Origin of the sequence: Paraburkholderia sp. HP33-1, assembly GCF_021390595.1 — a bacterium.
GTDB lineage: Bacteria > Pseudomonadota > Gammaproteobacteria > Burkholderiales > Burkholderiaceae > Paraburkholderia.
Genome location: NZ_JAJEJR010000002.1, coordinates 447,209 through 464,562 on the forward strand (window position 1 = coordinate 447,209; position 17,354 = coordinate 464,562).

Annotated in this window: 17 protein-coding genes; 12 read left to right on the forward strand and 5 right to left on the reverse strand. The window is 61.1% G+C overall.

What is annotated here, in order from left to right; all coding sequences use genetic code 11:
- Positions 1-8: 8 nt before the first annotated feature.
- The 10 genes from L0U81_RS18035 to L0U81_RS18080 all read left to right on the forward strand — a co-directional run bounded on the left by L0U81_RS18035 (position 9) and on the right by L0U81_RS18080 (position 11,106).
- A complete protein-coding gene (locus tag L0U81_RS18035) occupies positions 9-785 on the forward strand; it encodes an SDR family oxidoreductase (protein WP_233804901.1) in 777 nt (258 codons plus the stop codon).
- Between the two features lie 35 nt (positions 786-820).
- Positions 821-1,834, forward strand: coding sequence for a hypothetical protein (locus L0U81_RS18040; RefSeq protein ID WP_233804902.1), 1,014 nt, complete (start codon positions 821-823; stop codon positions 1,832-1,834).
- Between the two features lie 39 nt (positions 1,835-1,873).
- Positions 1,874-2,977 (forward strand): hypothetical protein, encoded by a 1,104-nt coding sequence (locus L0U81_RS18045; protein ID WP_233804903.1) that lies wholly within the window; start codon positions 1,874-1,876, stop codon positions 2,975-2,977.
- Positions 2,978-3,009: 32 nt separating this feature from the next.
- Positions 3,010-3,864: a carbon-nitrogen hydrolase family protein gene (locus L0U81_RS18050; protein WP_233804904.1), complete on the forward strand. Its 855-nt coding sequence runs from the start codon at positions 3,010-3,012 to the stop codon at positions 3,862-3,864.
- The gene (locus tag L0U81_RS18055; RefSeq protein ID WP_233804905.1) at positions 3,857-4,120 is read left to right on the forward strand and encodes a hypothetical protein; all 264 of its coding nucleotides are present in this window, start codon (positions 3,857-3,859) and stop codon (positions 4,118-4,120) included. Before L0U81_RS18050 ends, L0U81_RS18055 begins: the two co-directional genes overlap by 8 nt.
- 27 nt (positions 4,121-4,147) lie before the next feature.
- Positions 4,148-4,996, forward strand: coding sequence for a GntR family transcriptional regulator (locus L0U81_RS18060; RefSeq protein WP_233804906.1), 849 nt, complete (start codon positions 4,148-4,150; stop codon positions 4,994-4,996).
- Between the two features lie 4 nt (positions 4,997-5,000).
- Positions 5,001-5,744, forward strand: a complete 744-nt coding sequence (locus L0U81_RS18065) for a maleate cis-trans isomerase family protein (RefSeq protein ID WP_326489837.1) — start codon at positions 5,001-5,003, stop codon at positions 5,742-5,744.
- A gap of 188 nt (positions 5,745-5,932) precedes the next feature.
- Positions 5,933-7,540: a purine-cytosine permease family protein gene (locus L0U81_RS18070; protein WP_233804907.1), complete on the forward strand. Its 1,608-nt coding sequence runs from the start codon at positions 5,933-5,935 to the stop codon at positions 7,538-7,540.
- Between the two features lie 133 nt (positions 7,541-7,673).
- Positions 7,674-9,614 (forward strand): NAD(P)/FAD-dependent oxidoreductase, encoded by a 1,941-nt coding sequence (locus L0U81_RS18075; protein ID WP_233804908.1) that lies wholly within the window; start codon positions 7,674-7,676, stop codon positions 9,612-9,614.
- Positions 9,615-9,975: 361 nt separating this feature from the next.
- Positions 9,976-11,106 carry a porin gene (locus L0U81_RS18080; protein ID WP_233807825.1) on the forward strand — a complete coding sequence of 377 codons (1,131 nt, stop codon included), beginning with the start codon at positions 9,976-9,978 and terminating at the stop codon, positions 11,104-11,106.
- Positions 11,107-11,469: 363 nt separating this feature from the next.
- Here the strand turns inward: L0U81_RS18080 and L0U81_RS18085 are convergent, their stop codons facing one another.
- The 3 genes from L0U81_RS18085 to L0U81_RS18095 all read right to left on the reverse strand — a co-directional run bounded on the left by L0U81_RS18085 (position 11,470) and on the right by L0U81_RS18095 (position 14,364).
- A complete protein-coding gene (locus L0U81_RS18085; RefSeq protein ID WP_233804909.1) occupies positions 11,470-12,762 on the reverse strand; it encodes an SUMF1/EgtB/PvdO family nonheme iron enzyme in 1,293 nt (430 codons plus the stop codon).
- Between the two features lie 113 nt (positions 12,763-12,875).
- Complete coding sequence (locus L0U81_RS18090) at positions 12,876-13,532, reverse strand: helix-turn-helix domain-containing protein (RefSeq protein WP_326489859.1); 657 nt, start codon at positions 13,530-13,532, stop codon at positions 12,876-12,878.
- 364 nt (positions 13,533-13,896) lie between these two features.
- A complete protein-coding gene (locus L0U81_RS18095; protein ID WP_233804910.1) occupies positions 13,897-14,364 on the reverse strand; it encodes a universal stress protein in 468 nt (155 codons plus the stop codon).
- Positions 14,365-14,647: 283 nt separating this feature from the next.
- Here L0U81_RS18095 and L0U81_RS18100 point away from each other — a divergent pair, with 283 nt between their 5' ends.
- The gene (locus L0U81_RS18100) at positions 14,648-15,337 is read left to right on the forward strand and encodes a FadR/GntR family transcriptional regulator (RefSeq protein ID WP_090807327.1); all 690 of its coding nucleotides are present in this window, start codon (positions 14,648-14,650) and stop codon (positions 15,335-15,337) included.
- A gap of 57 nt (positions 15,338-15,394) precedes the next feature.
- Here the strand turns inward: L0U81_RS18100 and L0U81_RS18105 are convergent, their stop codons facing one another.
- Positions 15,395-15,988, reverse strand: a complete 594-nt coding sequence (locus L0U81_RS18105) for an acyl-homoserine-lactone synthase (RefSeq protein ID WP_233804911.1) — start codon at positions 15,986-15,988, stop codon at positions 15,395-15,397.
- Between the two features lie 156 nt (positions 15,989-16,144).
- On the opposite strand from L0U81_RS18105, the gene L0U81_RS18110 reads away from it, so the two are divergent.
- Entirely contained in the window at positions 16,145-16,462 is a 318-nt protein-coding gene (locus L0U81_RS18110; RefSeq protein ID WP_013092374.1) for a hypothetical protein, read from the forward strand.
- Here L0U81_RS18110 and L0U81_RS18115 read toward each other — a convergent pair.
- The gene (locus L0U81_RS18115) at positions 16,446-17,150 is read right to left on the reverse strand and encodes a helix-turn-helix transcriptional regulator (protein WP_233804912.1); all 705 of its coding nucleotides are present in this window, start codon (positions 17,148-17,150) and stop codon (positions 16,446-16,448) included. The genes L0U81_RS18110 and L0U81_RS18115 overlap by 17 nt on opposite strands.
- Positions 17,151-17,354 lie beyond the last annotated feature (204 nt).

Genomic DNA, 17,354 nt, shown 5'->3' on the forward strand with positions numbered 1-17,354 from the left:
GAGGATGAATGGATCTTCAACTGCAGGGAAAGGTCGCCCTTGTGACGGCTGCGAGCCAGGGCATCGGTCGCGCGGTCGGTCTGCGGCTCGCGGCCGAGGGCGCGATCGTCGTGATGGCATCGCGCAGCGGGGTCTGCGACACCCAGGGCGAATCGTTTCCGGGCAAGGTCGTGCCGTGGCAGGCTGATCTCGCCGATGCCGGCGCGACCGGCTCGTTGGTGGCGCGTGTAGTGGCCGAATTCGGCCGTCTCGACATCGCCGTCCTGAACACCCCGGGGCCCGCAATCAAGCCGTTCCTTGATACAACCGATGCCGACTGGGCCGCGGCCCATGAGATGCTCGTTCGCCCGATGACTCAGCTCGCACTCACCGCGAGCCGGCAGATGGTCGGCCAAGGTAGCGGCAACATCGTGTTCCTGACCTCTACCTGGGTCAAGCAGCCGGCCGAAGGTGGTGCGTTGTCGTCGTCGATGCGCTCGGCGGTCTCGGCGCTGTCCAAACAGATGGCACTCGAACTCGCGCCGAAGGGGGTACGCGTCAACCAGGTTCAACCCGGCGCGACCGCCACCGCCCGGATGCAGAACATCGTGAAGATGAAGGCGCAGAAGAACGGCAGCAGTGAAGGGGAAGAGATCGGCCAGATCGTCAAGCTGATTCCGATGGGTCGTTGGGGCGAGCCGGAAGAGATCGCAGATACCGTTGCCTTTATCGTTTCGCCGCGCGCGGGTTTCATCACCGGGGCGACGCTGCAAATCGACGGTGGTGCGACGCGCACGACCATTTGACCCACCTCGACCGATAAACGAATAACAGTACCTCTATGAGTCAATCACTTCTGGAACTCTTCACGCGCCAGTTTCGGCTCTGCAAGCTGCAGCCGACTGAGATGGTCGCCATCATCAGCGAACACGGCCGGAAGCAGGAATATGTCGATGCAGCCGTTGGCGCAGCCCGCCAGATCGGCGCGGGATCGCTCGTGCTGACTGCCTCGAGCCTGTCGAGTCCGTCGCTGCCGCCATATGAATCCGACGGTCGCGAAGTGGGTGCGCTGCTCGCCGCTGCTGGCGAATGCGATCTGGTGATCGATGTGACCGTGGGCGGGCTCATACACTCCGACGTGCGCACGCGCATCACGGGCAATGGCAAGCGTATGCTGTTCGTGGCCGAGCCGGCGCCGGTTCTGGAGCGACTGATGGGCAACGACACGCTTCGCGGGCAGGTGGACGCAGCGGGCGAAGTACTGCGCTCCGGTTCGGTCATGCATGTGACAAGCCGTGCCGGCACCGACTTGCGCTACGACATTTCGGGGACCGACCTGCCGATCACGCGCCAGTGGGGCTATGTCGACGTACCCGGCCGCTGGGATCACTGGCCGAGCGGCTTCATCGCGTGCTTTCCGCGCGACCGCAGCGCACAGGGCACGATTGTGCTGCAGCCGGGCGACGTGATCATTCCATGGCAGCGCGCACTGCAGAGCCGTGTCGAGCTGACCATCGAGCGAGGCTACATCACGCGCATCGATGGCAGTGGACTTGAAGCATTTCAGTTGCGTGACTACTTCGCGCGCTGGGACGACCCCGAGGTCTACGCGCTTTCACACGCAGGCTGGGGTCTGCATCCGCTCGCAAGCTGGGCAGCGCTCGAAGTCTACGACCCCCGTTCGCTCTATGGCCAGGAGCTGCGCTCAGTGTCAGGCAACTTCATGTGGTCGACAGGTGCGAATCGCTTCGCAAACCGTGAGACGCCGGCTCATCTCGACGTGCCGATGCATAGCTGCACCGTGCGTATCGACGACCTCAAGGTCGTGTCGGACGGGGAGCTCATGCGCCTTTAATTCCATCCGGGCAGCGGCCTGGATCTATTGGAACAAGACATGGATCGCAAAACTCTCGAATCGGCCATTCTGGCGCTTGGGCAGTCCGCTACGCTGCTGGAACAGTTCAAGGCTGATCCACCAGGTATTGGTGCAACGCTTTCGCTCGACGCATACTGGGCCGATGTTATTTTCCGCGGTGATCGTAGTCGCTTGCGCGCGGCTGGCGTGAACGACGGCATCACGATTCTCGTGAGCCGTTGGTTTAAGGACGACCTTGCCGACTCGACCAGCTCGGATGCGTATCACGTCGAGCCCTCGCTCGCGAGTTCGCCGCGCAATGTGCCGAAGCAACTGGTATTCGCGGGCGGCTGCTCGCATGTCCCCGACCTGCTCGCGCGTCCGGAGATCGACCCAGCCGACGCCGTGGCCCGCCTGAAGGCCGGCTATGTTCGCTTGCGCGAGCAGCTCGAAGCGGCGCGCCCCGATGTGGTGCTCGTTACGTCCGACTGCCACTTCCAGAGCTTCAACACCGCTGCATTCGTGGTCGGAACGGCCGCACAACACACGGGCTCGATGGCCTTTTTCAAGCGTTCGGACATCGACCTGACCATCAAGGGCGCACCTGAATTCGCTGCGGCCATTGTCGACGCGGTGCGCGCGAAGGGCCTCGAAGTCGAGGCGGCGCCGCGCGTCGATCTCGATCATGGCCAGATTGTGCCGCTACGGCAGCTGCTGCCGCGTCCCGACCTGCCTGTGATTCCGATCATCACGCAGCCGGCCCGTGGTTTCTCCCCGTTCAATGCACGAATGTTCGGCGAAGCGCTGCGTGACATGATTGACGCGAGCGGCTTGCGTGTCGCGGTATTGGCGACGGGGGGATTGTCCCACTGGCTCGATCCGGGCAAGTACGGTCACTTCGACACCGAATTCGACACGTACATCCTCGAAATGCTCAAGAGCGGCCGCGGCCTTGAACTCGCGAACCTCGAACCGTTCGCGTTGCTCTCGCATGGCCAGTACGAGTTTCTGAACTGGCTGATCATGCTCGGTGTGGTCGGTGACGCAGTGCCTGCGGAAGTCTACGCGTATGAGTCGATGCAGGCATCAGGTGGCGGCTGGACAGTCGTCAACATGCTTCTTGAAGAAGAGGTGGCGGTATGAGTGGGGGGAATGTTGCGGGCCGTGAGTTGCGTGTGGCCCTGACGCAGATGCAGCCGTCTCTGGATGTTCAACGCAACCTGCGCATCGCGCTCGAACTGGTGCGCGAGGCAGGTGAGCGGGAGGCCGACCTGATCGTGCTTCCCGAGAACGCGTTGTGCATTGGCACTAACCAGAAAATGCGCGAAGCGGCCGTTCGTCTCGACGGACCCGAGCTCGACGCGCTGCGGGCGGCTGCCCGGGAGGTGCGGGCAGTCGTGGTGCTGGGCGGCGCAAAGTGTCTCGGCAGCGACGGCCAGATCCGTAATTCGGCGCTCGTGATCGATGCGCAAGGCGAGATCGCCGCCTGCTACGACAAGCTGCATCTGTTCAATGCTACGGTTGCTGGCACGGTCTTCAATGCCTCGGCAGTCGAGCAGGCGGGCGATCACCTGCAGATCGTCGAGGTCAAGGGCGTGAAGGTCGGCCTGAGCATCTGCTACGACATCCGCTTCCCCGAGATGTACCGCAGTCTCGCCCGCGCGGGCGCTCAGGTGCTGCTGATTCCAGCGGCATTCACTTACACTACGGGGCAGGCGCATTGGGAAGTCCTGGTGCGCGCCCGTGCAATTGAAAGTGGCGCATATGTGATCGCCTCGGCGACAATTCGCGGGGATCATAGTGCGCAGGAAGGCTTCGAGACCTGGGGGCATGCGCTTGCGGTCGATCCGTGGGGGGCCGTGCTTGCTGATCTCGGTACGGCCGGGCAGGCGGTGCAGATCGTGCCGCTGCGTCCGAGCGAGGTGGAACGGGTACGCACCAGCCTACCGGTGCTAGCCGGTGGTCGACATGACGTTTATGGTCAGCAGCCGGCATCCGCTGTGATCTCCGAAGGAGACCTCAATGCCTGAATCCGGGCCTGACCGCACGGGCTCGCCGGGTGCCACCGGCGAGCCGAATCAAGCGTTCGGCATTGCGAATGAGTTTACCGGTGTGTGGGTGAGCAAGGTACGGACCGCGCAAGGTGAGCGGCTCGAGCTGTTTGTGCCGAGCCTTGGTAAGCGTGTCCAGCTTGACCCGATGCAGCTCGAAGCGATCGCCACGCTGAAGGCTGAACGGTTTTCGGAATTCCTGGCCTTGGTGATGGAGCGGGAAGGGCCGGATTGAAACGATAAATAACAGAAGGGGAAGATCTTGGTCAAACGTCCAGGTAATGTGGTTGACGCCATATATCAGACTTTGCATGAACGGATTATCAATGGCGTGTATCCGCCGGGCCTGAAGATGTCCCAACTCGAGCTTGCCGAAGACCTGAAGGTGAGCCGCACGCCTCTGCGCGAGGCGCTCAACCGCTTGCAGTCGAATCGACTTGTGGTTGGCAATAGCAATCGGGGTGTCGAGGTCGCGGCCGTTCGACCCGAAGAGACCGAACAGTGGTACGCACTGCGTCTGATGGTGGAGCCCACCGTGATCGCCGGCATCTGCGGTGATCTGTCCAAGGACGATCTCGCGGCGATGCGCAGCGCGTTGGATGACATGGATCACAGTCGCGAGCGCACCAAGGACTACCAGAAGGCACACCACCGCTTTCACGCGGTGGCGCTGCAGCATTATCCGAACGTGATCCACGAGATGATCGAATCGATCTATCAGCAGATCATGCGGCACCAGCGTGCCTATTTTTCCCGTCCTCGCGCGGCGGAAGACTTCATCGATGTCGACCGGCTATTTCTCGATGCGCTGTGCGAAGGGGATGCGGTGAGTGCGCGGCACTTGCTCGAGTTCCATCTGATCGATGCTGCGCTTGGCTTGCTTTATGACGTCGATCACGACTATGTGCCGAAGTCTCTGCTCATGATTTCGCGTGGTCTCGGCATCGAAATCGACTGCGATGACGCGGGGGTACCGAAGCGGCCGGCCAGAGTGACATGGACTGCCCGCGAATCGGCTGTCTTGCCCGCTCTGCGCACCAGTAATCTCGAGTTCGTGGCTCCGTCCACGGCTCGTCCCAAGGGCAAACATACAGCGACAAAAGGGAGGTAAGACGATGAACTATCGTATCGGTATGGTGGTGCCGAGTTCCAACACCACCATGGAAACCGAAATTCCAGCCATGCTGCGCGCGCGCGAGCTGTTCTATCCGGACGAGCGTTTCACGTTCCATGGCTCGCGCATGCGCATGAAACATGTGACTGCCGAAGAACTCAAGGCCATGGATGCCGATTCGCTGCGCTGCGCGCAGGAGCTTGCGGACGCCCAGGTCGACGTGCTGGCGTATGCGTGTCTCGTCGCGATCATGGCGCAGGGCCGCGGTTATCACCGTGTAAGTCAGGAGAACCTCAACAATGTCGCGAAGCGCGATACCGGCCGCGACATTCCGGTCGTTTCCTCGGCCGGTGCATTGGTTGAGGCGCTCAAGCATCTTGGCGCCAAACGCATCTCGGTAATCGCCCCCTACATGAAGCCACTAACTGGCCTCGTCTGCGATTACATCGCGGCGGAAGGCTTCGAAGTGCACGATGCGTTGAGCCTCGAAGTGTCGGATAACCTCGCAGTCGGACGCCTCAATCCACTCAATCTCGTCGATCTGTCGAGCAAGGTCAGTACCCATGGCGTCGATGCACTCGTGATCAGCGCCTGTGTGCAGATGCCTTCCCTGCCGGCTGTGCAGTCCGTGCAGGATCGCTTCGACATTCCAGTCCTGTCGGCATCGGTCGCAACGACCTGGCGCATTCTCAAGCAGCTCGGACTTGAGCCGCGCGTTCCTCAGGCAGGCAACCTTCTCGCTTGACCCTCCTGGGTCGTCCCCTGCGCGACGACAACGGAACCAGCCCCCACCAAGCATGAACCATCTTTTCAGGGTTAGTCCGGATTTTTGATGTGTATACAGTTTTGGATAAACAAATGAATATATCTAGGCGTGTGCTGGTTCCGTGAGTTTGTCGATCAATTAACGCAAAAGAGGTGACCATGAGTACTGTGCAGAACAGCGGGCAGTCTCCGCTGAAAGTGAGTTATCAGGAGGATCCGCGGGTAGCTGAAGAACAACGCGACACCGAATACAGTGGCCATATCGTGCCGCCTGGTGCACGTGTCAATCGTGGTGCGCTGGCCCTGTCTGCGTCGTCGCTGATTAGCGGTTTGGTGTGGCTGTTCTATGGCGCTCTGGTTGCGAGTCTGGTCGGCACACACGAGGCGCTGATCGGCATGCTGGTTTCGCTGGCCGCGTTTATCGTGATCAACTGGCCGCTCGCGAAATGGGGCACCAGGCACGGTCTGGATGCAACGCTGATGAGCCGGCGTGTATTCGGTTATTCGGGTGCGGCGTTGATCTCGTTGTTGACCGCTGCAAATGTGACGTACTACGCCGTGTTCGAGAGCAGCGTCGTGGCTTCGGCCATGAAGAGCTATTTGGGCGGACCGGATCTGCGCATCTGGTACCTGATCGTGGTCGCTGCGATGCTGCCGCTGATGCGAGGGAGCGTGCAGACCTGGATGGGCAAGCTCAACGGCATCCTGCTGCCCTTGTTCCTCGCTGGTCTCGTCGCGTCGGTGGTGGTAACCGGTGTGAACAGCGGTTGGAACATGAACTGGACCTCCACGAAGGGCGTGATTCCACCGCAGGTGCTCGGCATTCCTGGATGGCTGTTTGCCTTTGTGCTCTATATGGGCACCTGGTTGCAGATGCCGCTCACGCTTGATTTCTCCCGCTTTGGCCGTCCTCAGGATCTCGGCTTTCATCGAGGCGTGTCGTTCGGCTTCGTGTTCTTCTCGTTCTCCTACTTCATCAATGGCGTCGTTGGCATTTTCCTGGTTCAGGCCTCAGGCCTCGATGTGGCCGTCAACGAGGCGGGTGTCGTCAGCGCGATCCTCAAGGCCCTCGGGATATGGGGCCTGCTGTTCGTGCTCGTCACGCAGGTTCGCATCAACACGCTCAACTATTACCTCGCATCGATGCACTGGCAGCGTCTCGCGAAGCGCTACCTCCGGCTTGATTTCTCGCGTCTGACCTGGGTGCTGTTGACCGGTGTCGTCGTGTTCGGGCTGATGCTGACGGACGTGTTTGGCTATCTGCAGCGTGCGCTGATGTGGCAGGGTGTATTTATCGTGAGCTGGGTTGGTATCGTGATGACACACCTGATCCTGACACGCGAGGATCGTGAGAACGGGCCTGAATTCCGTCCGGGCCGCTTGCCGTCCGTGAGTGCTGGACTGGCTGCCTGGCTGGCGGCATCGGTGATCGGCATCGTCATTGCCGAGAACAAGGCGGCGTTTCCTGTTGCCTCGAATCTTGCTCCGCTGATTACGCTGGTTGCGAGCGTGGTGCTGTACCTGTTGGTACGTCGTCAGGTGCTCAAGTCTGTGCTGGATCGCGTTGATGATCCGCGCGATGCTGTGAAAGATCCTTGGGGTGCGTACATCGCCTGCCATGTGTGTGATCGCTCGTATCTGGTCATGGAAATGGACAGCGATCCGAGCGCCGGTGGTGCGGGTATCTGTGCGGCGTGTGCGATGAATCATGGTGCGTTCCGGCTGGCTTGCCTGCCGCAGGCATCCGGGGCCACGGTTGTGAGCGACGTGCAGTAAGCGCTGTCTCGTCATCATTTCGCGGTTACTCGCACGCCGCGTTTAACGCGATATGCCTATCCGCGCGGCGGCTGTCCCGCTGAAGACATGCATGGCGAGCCACGTATTTCCTCCGTTCATATAGGAATCCTTCATGAGTTTCGACCCGTTGTTCCGTGTCGGCCGAATCGGCAATCTCGAACTGAAGAACCGTATAGTGAAGTCGTCGCAGGCAACGGCGACCGCGAACCCTGACGGCACCGTCACGCAGCGAACCGTTAATCATTACAAGCGCCTTGCCGAGGGCGGGGTTGGCCTTGTGATGGTTGAGTACAGCTATGTCGACGACGACGCAGCGAAAGCGCTTCACAACCAGATAGGCGTGAGCCGGCGCGAGCATGTCGCGGGCCTCGGCTGGCTGGTCGACGAAGTGCATGCGGCGGGTGCGAAGATCGGACTGCAGATCGCGCACGGTGGTCGCCAGAAATTCCTCGCGACCGCGCCGATCAAGAGCGCGTCGGACGTGTCGTGGGACGAGATCGAGCGTCAGTACGGCGTGCGCCCGACGCCGATGACGCGCGAGGAAATTGATGGTGTCGTGCACGCGTTTGGCGATGCTGCTGCGCGTGCGGTGGCTGCGCGCTTCGATGTGGTCGAAGTGCACGCAGGTCACGGCTATCTGATCACTAACTTCCTGTCGCCCCATACAAATCGCCGCACTGACGAGTACGGCGGCAGCTTCGAGAATCGTGCGCGACTGCTGCTTTCGATAGTGCGCGAGATCCGCTTGCGGATCGGCTATGGGGTGCCACTCAATGTCCGACTGTCGGTGGTCGATTACGAGCCGGACGGCATCACAATCGAGGAAACCGTCGAACTGTGCCGCCTGCTTGAACAGGCCGGCGTCACTGCGATTCACGCGTCCGGCGGTCACCATGCCGGGATGGAGTACGAGGTGAGTCCGTGGTACATGCCGCGTGCGCTGCACCGCTGGGGCTGGGAAAAGATCCGCGAGGCCGTGAAGATTCCCGTGATTGCATCCGGTTCGCTGGTCTCTCCGGGTGTCGCATCGGAAATCTTGGCTTCGGGTTCAGCGGACTTCGTGTCACTTGGTCGCGCGATGCTCGCCGATCCGGACTGGGCGAACAAGGCACGTGAGAATCGCCCGCTCGACATCGTGCCGTGCATTCGCTGCAATGACGGCTGTCTGCACCGTGGCCTCAACGAGGGGCGAAGCACCGGCTGTACGGTGAATCCGTCGATGGCCAACGAGTACAAGTTCACTCTCGAGCCCGTGAAAGCGCCGCAGCGCGTTGCAGTGGTCGGTGGTGGTCCCGCTGGCTTGAATGCGGCCACTGTGCTTGCCAGACGCGGGTATCGCGTGACGCTGTACGAGGCAGAGGAGCTCGGCGGCAAGCTTGGAGTCGCGACGCGCTCGCCGCGCAAGCAGGACGCGGCGGCGCTGCTCGCGCATCTATTGCACCAGGCGAAGCACCCGAACATCGAAGTGGTCAAGGCGCGGGCCACGGTCGATTTGTTGCGACAAGGCGGATTCGCCCGTGTGGTGCTCGCCACTGGCTCGAAGCCTCGTAAGCCGGACTGGAAGGCTGACGGCAAGCTCCCGACTGTATTGGCTGCGGGCCTCAAAACGGCGGACGAGCTCCAAGGCCCAATCGTCGTGGTGGGTGGCGGTTTGACCGGATGCGATACCGCACTCTGGCTTGCCCAGTCTGGGCGCGCCGACGTGACGCTGGTTGAAGCCGAATCCGGTCTGCTGTCGCACGGCGAAGTGTTCACCGACGTAATGGGCATGCCCGGTCTGCTCGATCAGGCCGGGGTGAAGGTTGAGCTTGGCGCGACGGTTTGCGGTCAGGACACGGATGGTGTCTGGGTGCGAGAAGGGGAGGCTGAGCCACGCCATATCGGCGCTGCAACGCTGGTGCTGGCTACAGGTTACGAGCCGGACGGTGCGCTGCTTGAGCAGCTTCAGCGGGAACTGCCCGGCGTCGAGGCAATCAGGATTGGCACTGCACGTGCTGGATCCCGATTGTTCGATGCACTGCACGATGCGTTCTTTGCGACACGGCTCTTGTAAAGCCCGCGCAGGGCTGGCGCGGCCAGGTTTTGGGGGCGGCGCGACAGTCCTGGATGCCTGATGGAGTTGGTGAGAGCGAATTCGTTCGATCAAAACCAATGACTAAAGCTGTAGCCGACGGGCAGTAGTGGCGGCACGCGTGGGGATGCTGAAAGCGACGGCTGCGCTTGTCACTGGATGCGGCCGCACGATTTTATTGTGTAGAACTATGTATAAAAAGCGCCTGCAGTCTGATGTCTTAACCCCTCGTTGCCTGGTATTGCCCGTGATCGGGCAACTCTCGTTGGGCATTTTGAGCAGGCATGGTTTTGACGCCTTACCGAACATCACGAAGTTTTCTTCACTAAAAAGGTTGGAAGCGATGAGACTGAAAATCAAGCACTCGGTATTGTTGATTGCGGCGAGTCTGGCCGCGCCCGCAGCTTTAGCGCAGAGCAGTGTGCAGTTGTACGGCATATTGGATGCCGGCATTTCGTGGGTTAGCAATCAGGGTGGCCACTCCGTAACAAAATTCGACGACGGAATCAACGCACCGAGTTTTATTGGGTTGCGTGGATCGGAAGATTTGGGGGGTGGAGCGAAGGCGATCTTCGTGCTGGAGTCTCAAATCGTAATCGGCAGCGGTAGCAACATCCCAGGTCAGGGCATTTTCGGACGGCAGGCGTATGTCGGACTCTCGGACGCGCGTCTTGGGACGCTAACCTTCGGTAATCAGTTTGATTTTATGTACGATTCGTTCGCTGGCGGCAACAATGAACCGGCTGTCTTGGCGGGTGGACTTTACAATTTCCGCAGTGGTCCATTTCAGGCATTAGGCTTGCCGTCCAGTAATTCGAACGGCGCGGCGAACCCAAGCGGATCGACTGACTGGGACCGTGGTGCGGGTGAACAGGTGTTCAGTGCAGTGAAGTACAAATCTCCTGTTTTTCATGGTATTTCGTTGGGAGTCCTTTATGGCTTGGGTGGCGTGCCCGGGGCGTTTACTCAAGGTTCAACGTTCAGCGCGACGCTGACGTACGCATCAGGGCCGTTAGGATTGGCAGCGGCCTATACCGACGTGAGGTATCAGGGAGCTGTCACGACAGATGATGTAAGGCCGTTCCGGACATGGGGCGTAGGGGGGCACTACGACTTTGGCGCGGTCACGACCGCCGCATTGTTTACCAACACGCGCAATGTCAGTTCCGGGGCATCGGTCTACGCGGCGGAGGTCGGCGCGAACTGGATGATCACGCCTTCTGTATCACTGGGTGGCGCATATCTGTACATGAAGGGCAATGATGAACTGAACAATGTCCATGCAAATCAGTTTGGCGCAACGTTGAGTTATCTGCTTTCGAAACGCTCGATGGTTTATGTGCAGGGTGTCTATCAGCGTGGCAGCGACGGCGCACGTGCGCAGATCAACGGCGTCGAACTACCTGAGAGCCTGGGCGCCTCAACCACGTCAACTCAGGCGATTGCACGTATTGGCATGCGCACGGTGTTCTGACACGCCGTTCAGGCAAGGGAACCCACTGACCTAACGGAATTTAATCAATCTGTAGGAGCGCTCTCAGTTCTGAAGTGCAACACCTTGACTCGTATAAGGTGTTGCCAAAGAAAACAGTACCATCAGCTCCAACCTGGGGAGCGGCTGACGATTGATTGCCTGCACCTGCATGGGTTCGAGCATCGGGGCCATGGTCCCGATGCTCGAACGCTCAGTTGCGACCGTGAGCCGCCAGCCGGCCACTGCTGAACTGGAAATGGTCGACGTCGCTCTATCTGGGTAATGTGACAACGCCCGCACAGTGCTGCAGGTATTTGCAATAAAGCATATGGGCAGCTTACCGCTCAACTTATGCTTTATCCGTCAACCCCGCACACACCGAAACCCCGCATACACATACTGATAATGTGGCTGAAACCAGTTGCGAAATTCCGGCCGCAGCATGCACAGCGCGGTACGCGCCGAGCCGCCCTTCAACACGTAGTGCTGGCCATCGAAGAAGTTGGCCGAATAGCCGGGATAGAACGGAAACGCTTCGAAACCCGGCAGCGCTTCGAATAGCGTCGAAGTCCACTCCCAGCCGTTGCCAAACTGCCCTTGCACGCCGAACGTGCTGACGTTATCCAGATGCTCATCCACCGGCCGCGGGTCCCAGTTCCGGAAATCGAAGTTGCCCGACGCTGCTTGCGGCACACCGTGCGCCGCGCGTTGCCATTGCGCCTCCGTCGGCAAGGCTTTGCCGGCCCAGCGCGCGTACGCGCTCGCTTCGGCGTGGCTCACGTAGACGGGCCAGTCGAGCGGCAAGGGCAGGTCGTCGAACATCGTGCGCAGCGTCCATGCGGCGCGGCCGTCTTGCGCCGCGCGTTGCGACCAGCCGGCAGGATGCTCGATGTGTTCCGCCTGCTTCCATGTCCAGTCCTTCGGCGACCACCACTTCGGCTCGAGATAACCGCCGTCTTCGAGGAACTCGAGGAACGCACCGTTCGTGACCATGTACCGATCGATCTCGAATGCGGGTACCTCCACGTCCAGTTCGCCGAACTCATTGTCCCAGCCGAAACGGCCAGCGTCGCGCGACATCCCTAGCACGGCCGTGCCGGCAGGCACGCTGACCATCGACACCAACGCGTCGCGCCGTTCCGTGCGCGTCACCACGGGCTCGCGCAGTGCGGTGTTCTTCTGCGCGAGCGGCAACTGATGCAGCATGTACGCGAGCGTTTCCGCATGCATCAAGCGATGCTCGATCGCGACGTTCAACAACTGCGTGGCCGCCTGTTCGTGCGCCGGGTTGCCAGGCTCGTCAAGCGCGGCGTCGATCTGCCGGCGCGCGCGCGTTACATACTCGCGCACGGTGTCAAGCGGGGGCCAATCGCCGGGTTGATCGGTAGGAAAGCCGCCGCCAACGGGATCGATGCCAAATGCGAACAATTGATCGAGCTCCGGCGCGAAAGCCGGCAGATCGAACAGACGCTGGTCGAGCAGATTGCGATCGAATGCTTCGAGATGGCCGATGTAGAACACGACGCGGTGACGCTCGCGGATCGGCCGTTCATACAGATAGTCGGGTTTGACGATCGCAAACAGGGCGTCGGTGACTTGACGCGCGTCGATCAGGCGCTGCACGAGCGGGTGATGGGGGGCAGGGTCGCGATTCATTTCGCCGGGTCTCCATGCAACACGGTTGCCGTGAGGGGACGGTCTGAAAACTCTACCCCCTCGCAGGCACCGTGCCAAGGCGAAAAGCGCCTCCGCTCGACCCGCCAGGCCGCTCAGACCTGCCGCAACCCTTCGAGATCGACGATGCGAATATGTTTGCCCTGTGTGTCGATCAGGCCGCGTTTTTGAAATCTTGACAGGGTACGGCTGACCGTTTCGAGCGTCATGCCAAGGTAGCTGCCCATGTCCTCGCGCGTCATGCGCAGATTGAATTCCGACCACGAGTAGCCGCGCTGCGCATTGCGCTGCGACACGTCGAGCAGGAAGGCGGCGACGCGTTCGTCGGCGGACAGCGAGCCGAGCACCATCATCTGTGCGGCCTCGCTGACGATCTGCGCGCCCAGCAGCTTGTGCATGCGCTCCTGGATCGAACTGATTTCGCGGCACAGCAGCTTCAGCGCACTATAGGGAACGATACAGACCGTGCTGTCTTCCAGCGCGACGGCGCTGCACGCATGCATGTCTGTGCTGATGCCGTCGAGTCCAAGCGGCTCGCCGGCGAGCCGTAGACCGGTGACCTGTTCGCGACCGTCGCGGTGGATCATCACGGTCTTCATCGAGCCGGAACGCACCGCGTAGATGCTGTCGAAGCGGTCGCCGCTGCGATACAGCGCTTCGCCACGCGGCACCGAGCGCGCCGAGCAGATCAGCGTTTCGAGCTTCGGCAGTTCCTCCGTCGACAACCCTTGCGGCATGCAGATCTGGCGCATCGAGCAGCTCGAACAGCGCGCGGCGGTGCGTGCGGTTGCGCGCTCCACCATGGCCTCGCGGCTGCCGCGCGCGGGAGAGCCGGCCGCGCGCTCGGCGTTGCCGGCGGAGCGGGTCGAGGAACGGGTCACAGCAGTGGGATTCAGCATGTCGTGCGCGCGATTATTTTGGTAGTGAAATTGTCCCACCCGCTATGACGTGCAGCCGGCGACAAAGTGACGCGTGCGCTGCTCAAAATTTCCGAAGTCACGGGGCGAACTCTTGCAAAGGTAGGGAGGTGAACCGTAGCGGGTTACGTCGACGGGTATCGCGGCTCGGTTCCGGCAGGGCAGCGCGCGGCGCGCCGCCTTGCGAGCGATGAAAGAGTCAGGCGGCTTCCTTGTCGGTGCCCGCGGCGGACGGTATCAGCAGAACGGGCAGCGTGGCCTGGCGCACGCAGCGTTCGGCGACGCTGCCGAGAATCAGCCGCTGGAAGCCACGCCGGCCGTGCGTGCCCATCACGAGCAGATCGGCGTTGAATTCGGCCGCGGCCTGCAGCACGATCTCGGCGACATCGCCGAGCGACGAAGCCTCGGAGACCGCCGGGTCACCCTTCACACCCTGCTCGGCCATCGCTTTCGAAAACTCGGCACGCAGCTCCTGGCCTTCCTCGATCAGACGGTTGCGCAGGATCGATGGGTCATAGCCGGGCGCCTCGAAGTACATCGGCGTGTTTTCGACGACATAAAACGGCCGCAACACCGCGCCATTCGATTTGGCGAGATCGAGCGCCGCTTCGAACGCACGGCGTGAGGTATTGCTGCCGTCGACCGCTACAAGGATGCGTTTGTACATATCGACTCCGCGTCAAAGATGCGTCTGCCACGATGCTAGCCTGGGCAGGGTTTTATTGATCTTTTATACCAATGAAGCTTAGTTGATCGCCGGAAAAGATGTACCCGACCTGGATGTAAATCAAACATTTGCCAAATATTCGGGGCCTTGCGCGGACGTCATGGCCGACGCTGCGGCGCGCGCGAGCGGCGTCTCGTGCGTACAGCCCGCATAAGTTTCCTGAAGCCGGAACAGGGTTGGCCTTACAATCAGGGCATATTCAGACAAGCTGCCCAGTCCGCTGATGAACGATCGAAAAACCAAGGGCTTACCCGACCAGATCTACGGCGACATTCTCAACCGCATCCTCGAAGGCGAGTACAAGGAAGGCGAGCGATTGCCGACCGAGCACGCGCTGGCGGAGCGTTTCGCCACATCCAGGCCGACCGTGCGCGAGGCGCTTGCGCGGTTGCGGGCCGACGGCATTATCTCGACGCGGCACGGCTCCGGCACGACCGTCGCGCGGCGGCCCGACCCGGATGTGCGCCGCTTCGCTCCGCTCGAGACGCTCTCTGATATCCGCCGCTGCTATGAATTTCGCATCGTGACCGAGGCGGGCGCGGCCGCGCAGGCGGCGCTGAAAGCCGATGCCGACGACATCGCCGCGATCCAGCATGCGTGGGACGAGCTCGAGCGCATCATCGAGGCGCAGGGGATCGGCGCGAAGGACGACTTCCTGTTCCACCAGGCGGTCGCGCGCGCGTCGAAGAACCCGTTTTTCATCACGGTGATGTCGTTCATCGAGGAACAGATCCTGTTCAGCATGAACCTGTCGCGCAATCTGTCGCTCGTCAAAACGGTCGAGCGACAGCGGCTCGTGCAGGCCGAGCACATGGCGGTGCTCGACGCGATCCGCCGCAAGGACGCGGCGGGCGCGGGCGCGGCGATGCGCGCGCATCTCGAGAACGCGCTCGAACGGATGTTCGGCTCCTGAGTCTGCGCGCGCGGCTGAGGGCGTCGCGACTTTCGTGACGCTGGGTTGCGGCGCGACTCAGGCCGCGACGGCGACCGGCCCGAACAGTGAGGTCAGCGTTTTCGCGTTCACCGCGACGTCGAGCGCGACGGCCCGCTCGACGCCGATCTGCAGCGGTGCCCCAAGCCGGCTGATGTCGAGTCCGGCTCGGCGCAGCATGCGTTCGATCGGCGTAGTGGTCACCGTGACGTATTGCGTGATCCCCATCCGCTGCGCGAAACGCATCACTTCCTGAATCGCACGGATCGTCATATCCGTGAAACCAAACGACTGTACTTCACCGCCGGTTTCGATCGCCCAGCGGCTCAGTTCCCAGATGTGCCGCCCGACCGGCGCCGCCGCGCCATGCAGCAGCTGCGGGAACGTGTCCTTCAGCATGTTGGGACCCTCGGTCGGCATCAGGCGCCAACAGCCGCGCAACTGTTGGTCTTCGTCCTGAATCAACATGTAGTACGGCCCGAGCGCGTCGTAGCCGTCTATCTCCATCCCCGCGATGGTCGGAATTTCCCAGCCGAGCCGGCCGTGAAAGACCCGCGCTCGCAGGCGGTACATCTCGTTGATCAGCTCGTTGTCGAATTCTTGCCGCATTCCAATTCGGATCGTGGTGTGCATGACGTTCTCCTGTACGTATTGGGCGGTTGCCAAATACGCAGGAAAACTTATGCATTCTGAATCTTCGCGCCACCTACCTACCTGGATAGGTGTGCATGCTTATCGGGTAACGCAGAATTCAAACACGTATCCGACCACAACCTACAAGGCTCTAAAATGGAACTGCTCGACAATCACTGGCAACCGCAAACCCACCTCCAGGCGCGTCCCTCGGAGGTCTCTTCGGCAGTGGATCGCGTTCTGATCATTGCCTACCGCAAGAAGAAAAAAGAGAGCCAGCGCCGTTTCTGGGCTCGCTTTGGCGTCACGCAATCGCGCGGCAGCCGCTTCGAGTCGGGCGCGGAGATCCCGGCGCCGGTGTCGATCCTGCTGGGTCTGTATTTCATGAAAACCGTTTCGGACGCCGATCTGGGCCGCGCCGAACGCGTGATGTACAGCCGCGACGCCGCCGCGCTGCTCAACCCGGGTCAATAAGCCCGAGCTGCGCCGCAATCACGGCTGCGGCACGCCGCGAATTCACGCCGAATTTCGTCCTGATGTTTTTCATGTGGAAGTTCACCACGGCTTCCGAGCAACTCAGGATGTGGGATATCTCCCAGGTGGATTTGCCGCGTGCAGTCCATTTCAGACATTCGCGCTCGCGCGGCGTGAGCTTCGGCAGTAAGGCCTGCGCATGCGAATTCAGATGCTGCTTGCTGGTGTCAATCACCAGGTCACGCAACAGCACGAGATTCGGCAACGCGGCGTTCACATGGCGCCGAAAGCCGTCTGAGGGCTTGTCGTCGTTGACGAAACACATCATGCCGGCTTCCTGATTCGGCCCATGAATCGGCAGTGACACACCGGCGCTCAGGCCGTACGAGCGAGCTTCCTCGTAGAGCGATTGCTGCGCCGGGGTGCCGAAAATCTCCGGCGTCCAGATCAGCGGCCCGGAGCGAGACAGGCAGTGCGCGATCGTCGGGTCGAAATGAACCATGCCTTGCTCGTCATACGCCCGCCGCCATGCCGGTGCGTAAGTGCTGCGCAGGTAAGCGTCCTCGAGACGCATGGTTGGCCGCGGCACCATCGCGACCAGAATCCTGTCGAAGCCCCACGTTTCGGCGAGGCCCGTAATCGCGCCGAACCATTCCGCCTCGTTGGCGGCGTCCAGTAGCGGTGCCATCTGCTCGATAAAGTGTAGCGACAATTTTTTGACTCTCTCAGGCTCGCAAACATCTCATTCGCGGTTAATGGCGGGTAAACTTCGGTCCGCTCTTTTGGCCCGCCTAATCTATCACTAAAAACTCAAACGCAATGCGCCGCTGCTCTGCGGGGTAAACGATAGCAGCCGCGCGATAGCCAGGGCGGCGTTGCTCATCATTATGCT

Excerpts from the sequence above, each read along its gene's own strand:
- L0U81_RS18035 (WP_233804901.1), top strand. The coding sequence starts at position 9 with ATGGATCTTCAACTGCAGGGAAAGGTCGCCCTTGTGACGGCTGCGAGC.
- L0U81_RS18040 (WP_233804902.1), top strand. The coding sequence starts at position 821 with ATGAGTCAATCACTTCTGGAACTCTTCACGCGCCAGTTTCGGCTCTGC.
- L0U81_RS18045 (WP_233804903.1), top strand. The coding sequence starts at position 1,874 with ATGGATCGCAAAACTCTCGAATCGGCCATTCTGGCGCTTGGGCAGTCC.
- L0U81_RS18055 (WP_233804905.1), top strand. The coding sequence starts at position 3,857 with ATGCCTGAATCCGGGCCTGACCGCACGGGCTCGCCGGGTGCCACCGGC.
- L0U81_RS18065 (WP_326489837.1), top strand. The coding sequence starts at position 5,001 with ATGAACTATCGTATCGGTATGGTGGTGCCGAGTTCCAACACCACCATG.
- L0U81_RS18075 (WP_233804908.1), top strand. The coding sequence starts at position 7,674 with ATGAGTTTCGACCCGTTGTTCCGTGTCGGCCGAATCGGCAATCTCGAA.
- L0U81_RS18080 (WP_233807825.1), top strand. The coding sequence starts at position 9,976 with ATGAGACTGAAAATCAAGCACTCGGTATTGTTGATTGCGGCGAGTCTG.
- L0U81_RS18085 (WP_233804909.1), bottom strand. The coding sequence starts at position 12,762 with ATGAATCGCGACCCTGCCCCCCATCACCCGCTCGTGCAGCGCCTGATC.
- L0U81_RS18090 (WP_326489859.1), bottom strand. The coding sequence starts at position 13,532 with ATGCGCCAGATCTGCATGCCGCAAGGGTTGTCGACGGAGGAACTGCCG.
- L0U81_RS18095 (WP_233804910.1), bottom strand. The coding sequence starts at position 14,364 with ATGTACAAACGCATCCTTGTAGCGGTCGACGGCAGCAATACCTCACGC.
- L0U81_RS18100 (WP_090807327.1), top strand. The coding sequence starts at position 14,648 with ATGAACGATCGAAAAACCAAGGGCTTACCCGACCAGATCTACGGCGAC.
- L0U81_RS18105 (WP_233804911.1), bottom strand. The coding sequence starts at position 15,988 with ATGCACACCACGATCCGAATTGGAATGCGGCAAGAATTCGACAACGAG.
- L0U81_RS18110 (WP_013092374.1), top strand. The coding sequence starts at position 16,145 with ATGGAACTGCTCGACAATCACTGGCAACCGCAAACCCACCTCCAGGCG.
- L0U81_RS18115 (WP_233804912.1), bottom strand. The coding sequence starts at position 17,150 with ATGGCACCGCTACTGGACGCCGCCAACGAGGCGGAATGGTTCGGCGCG.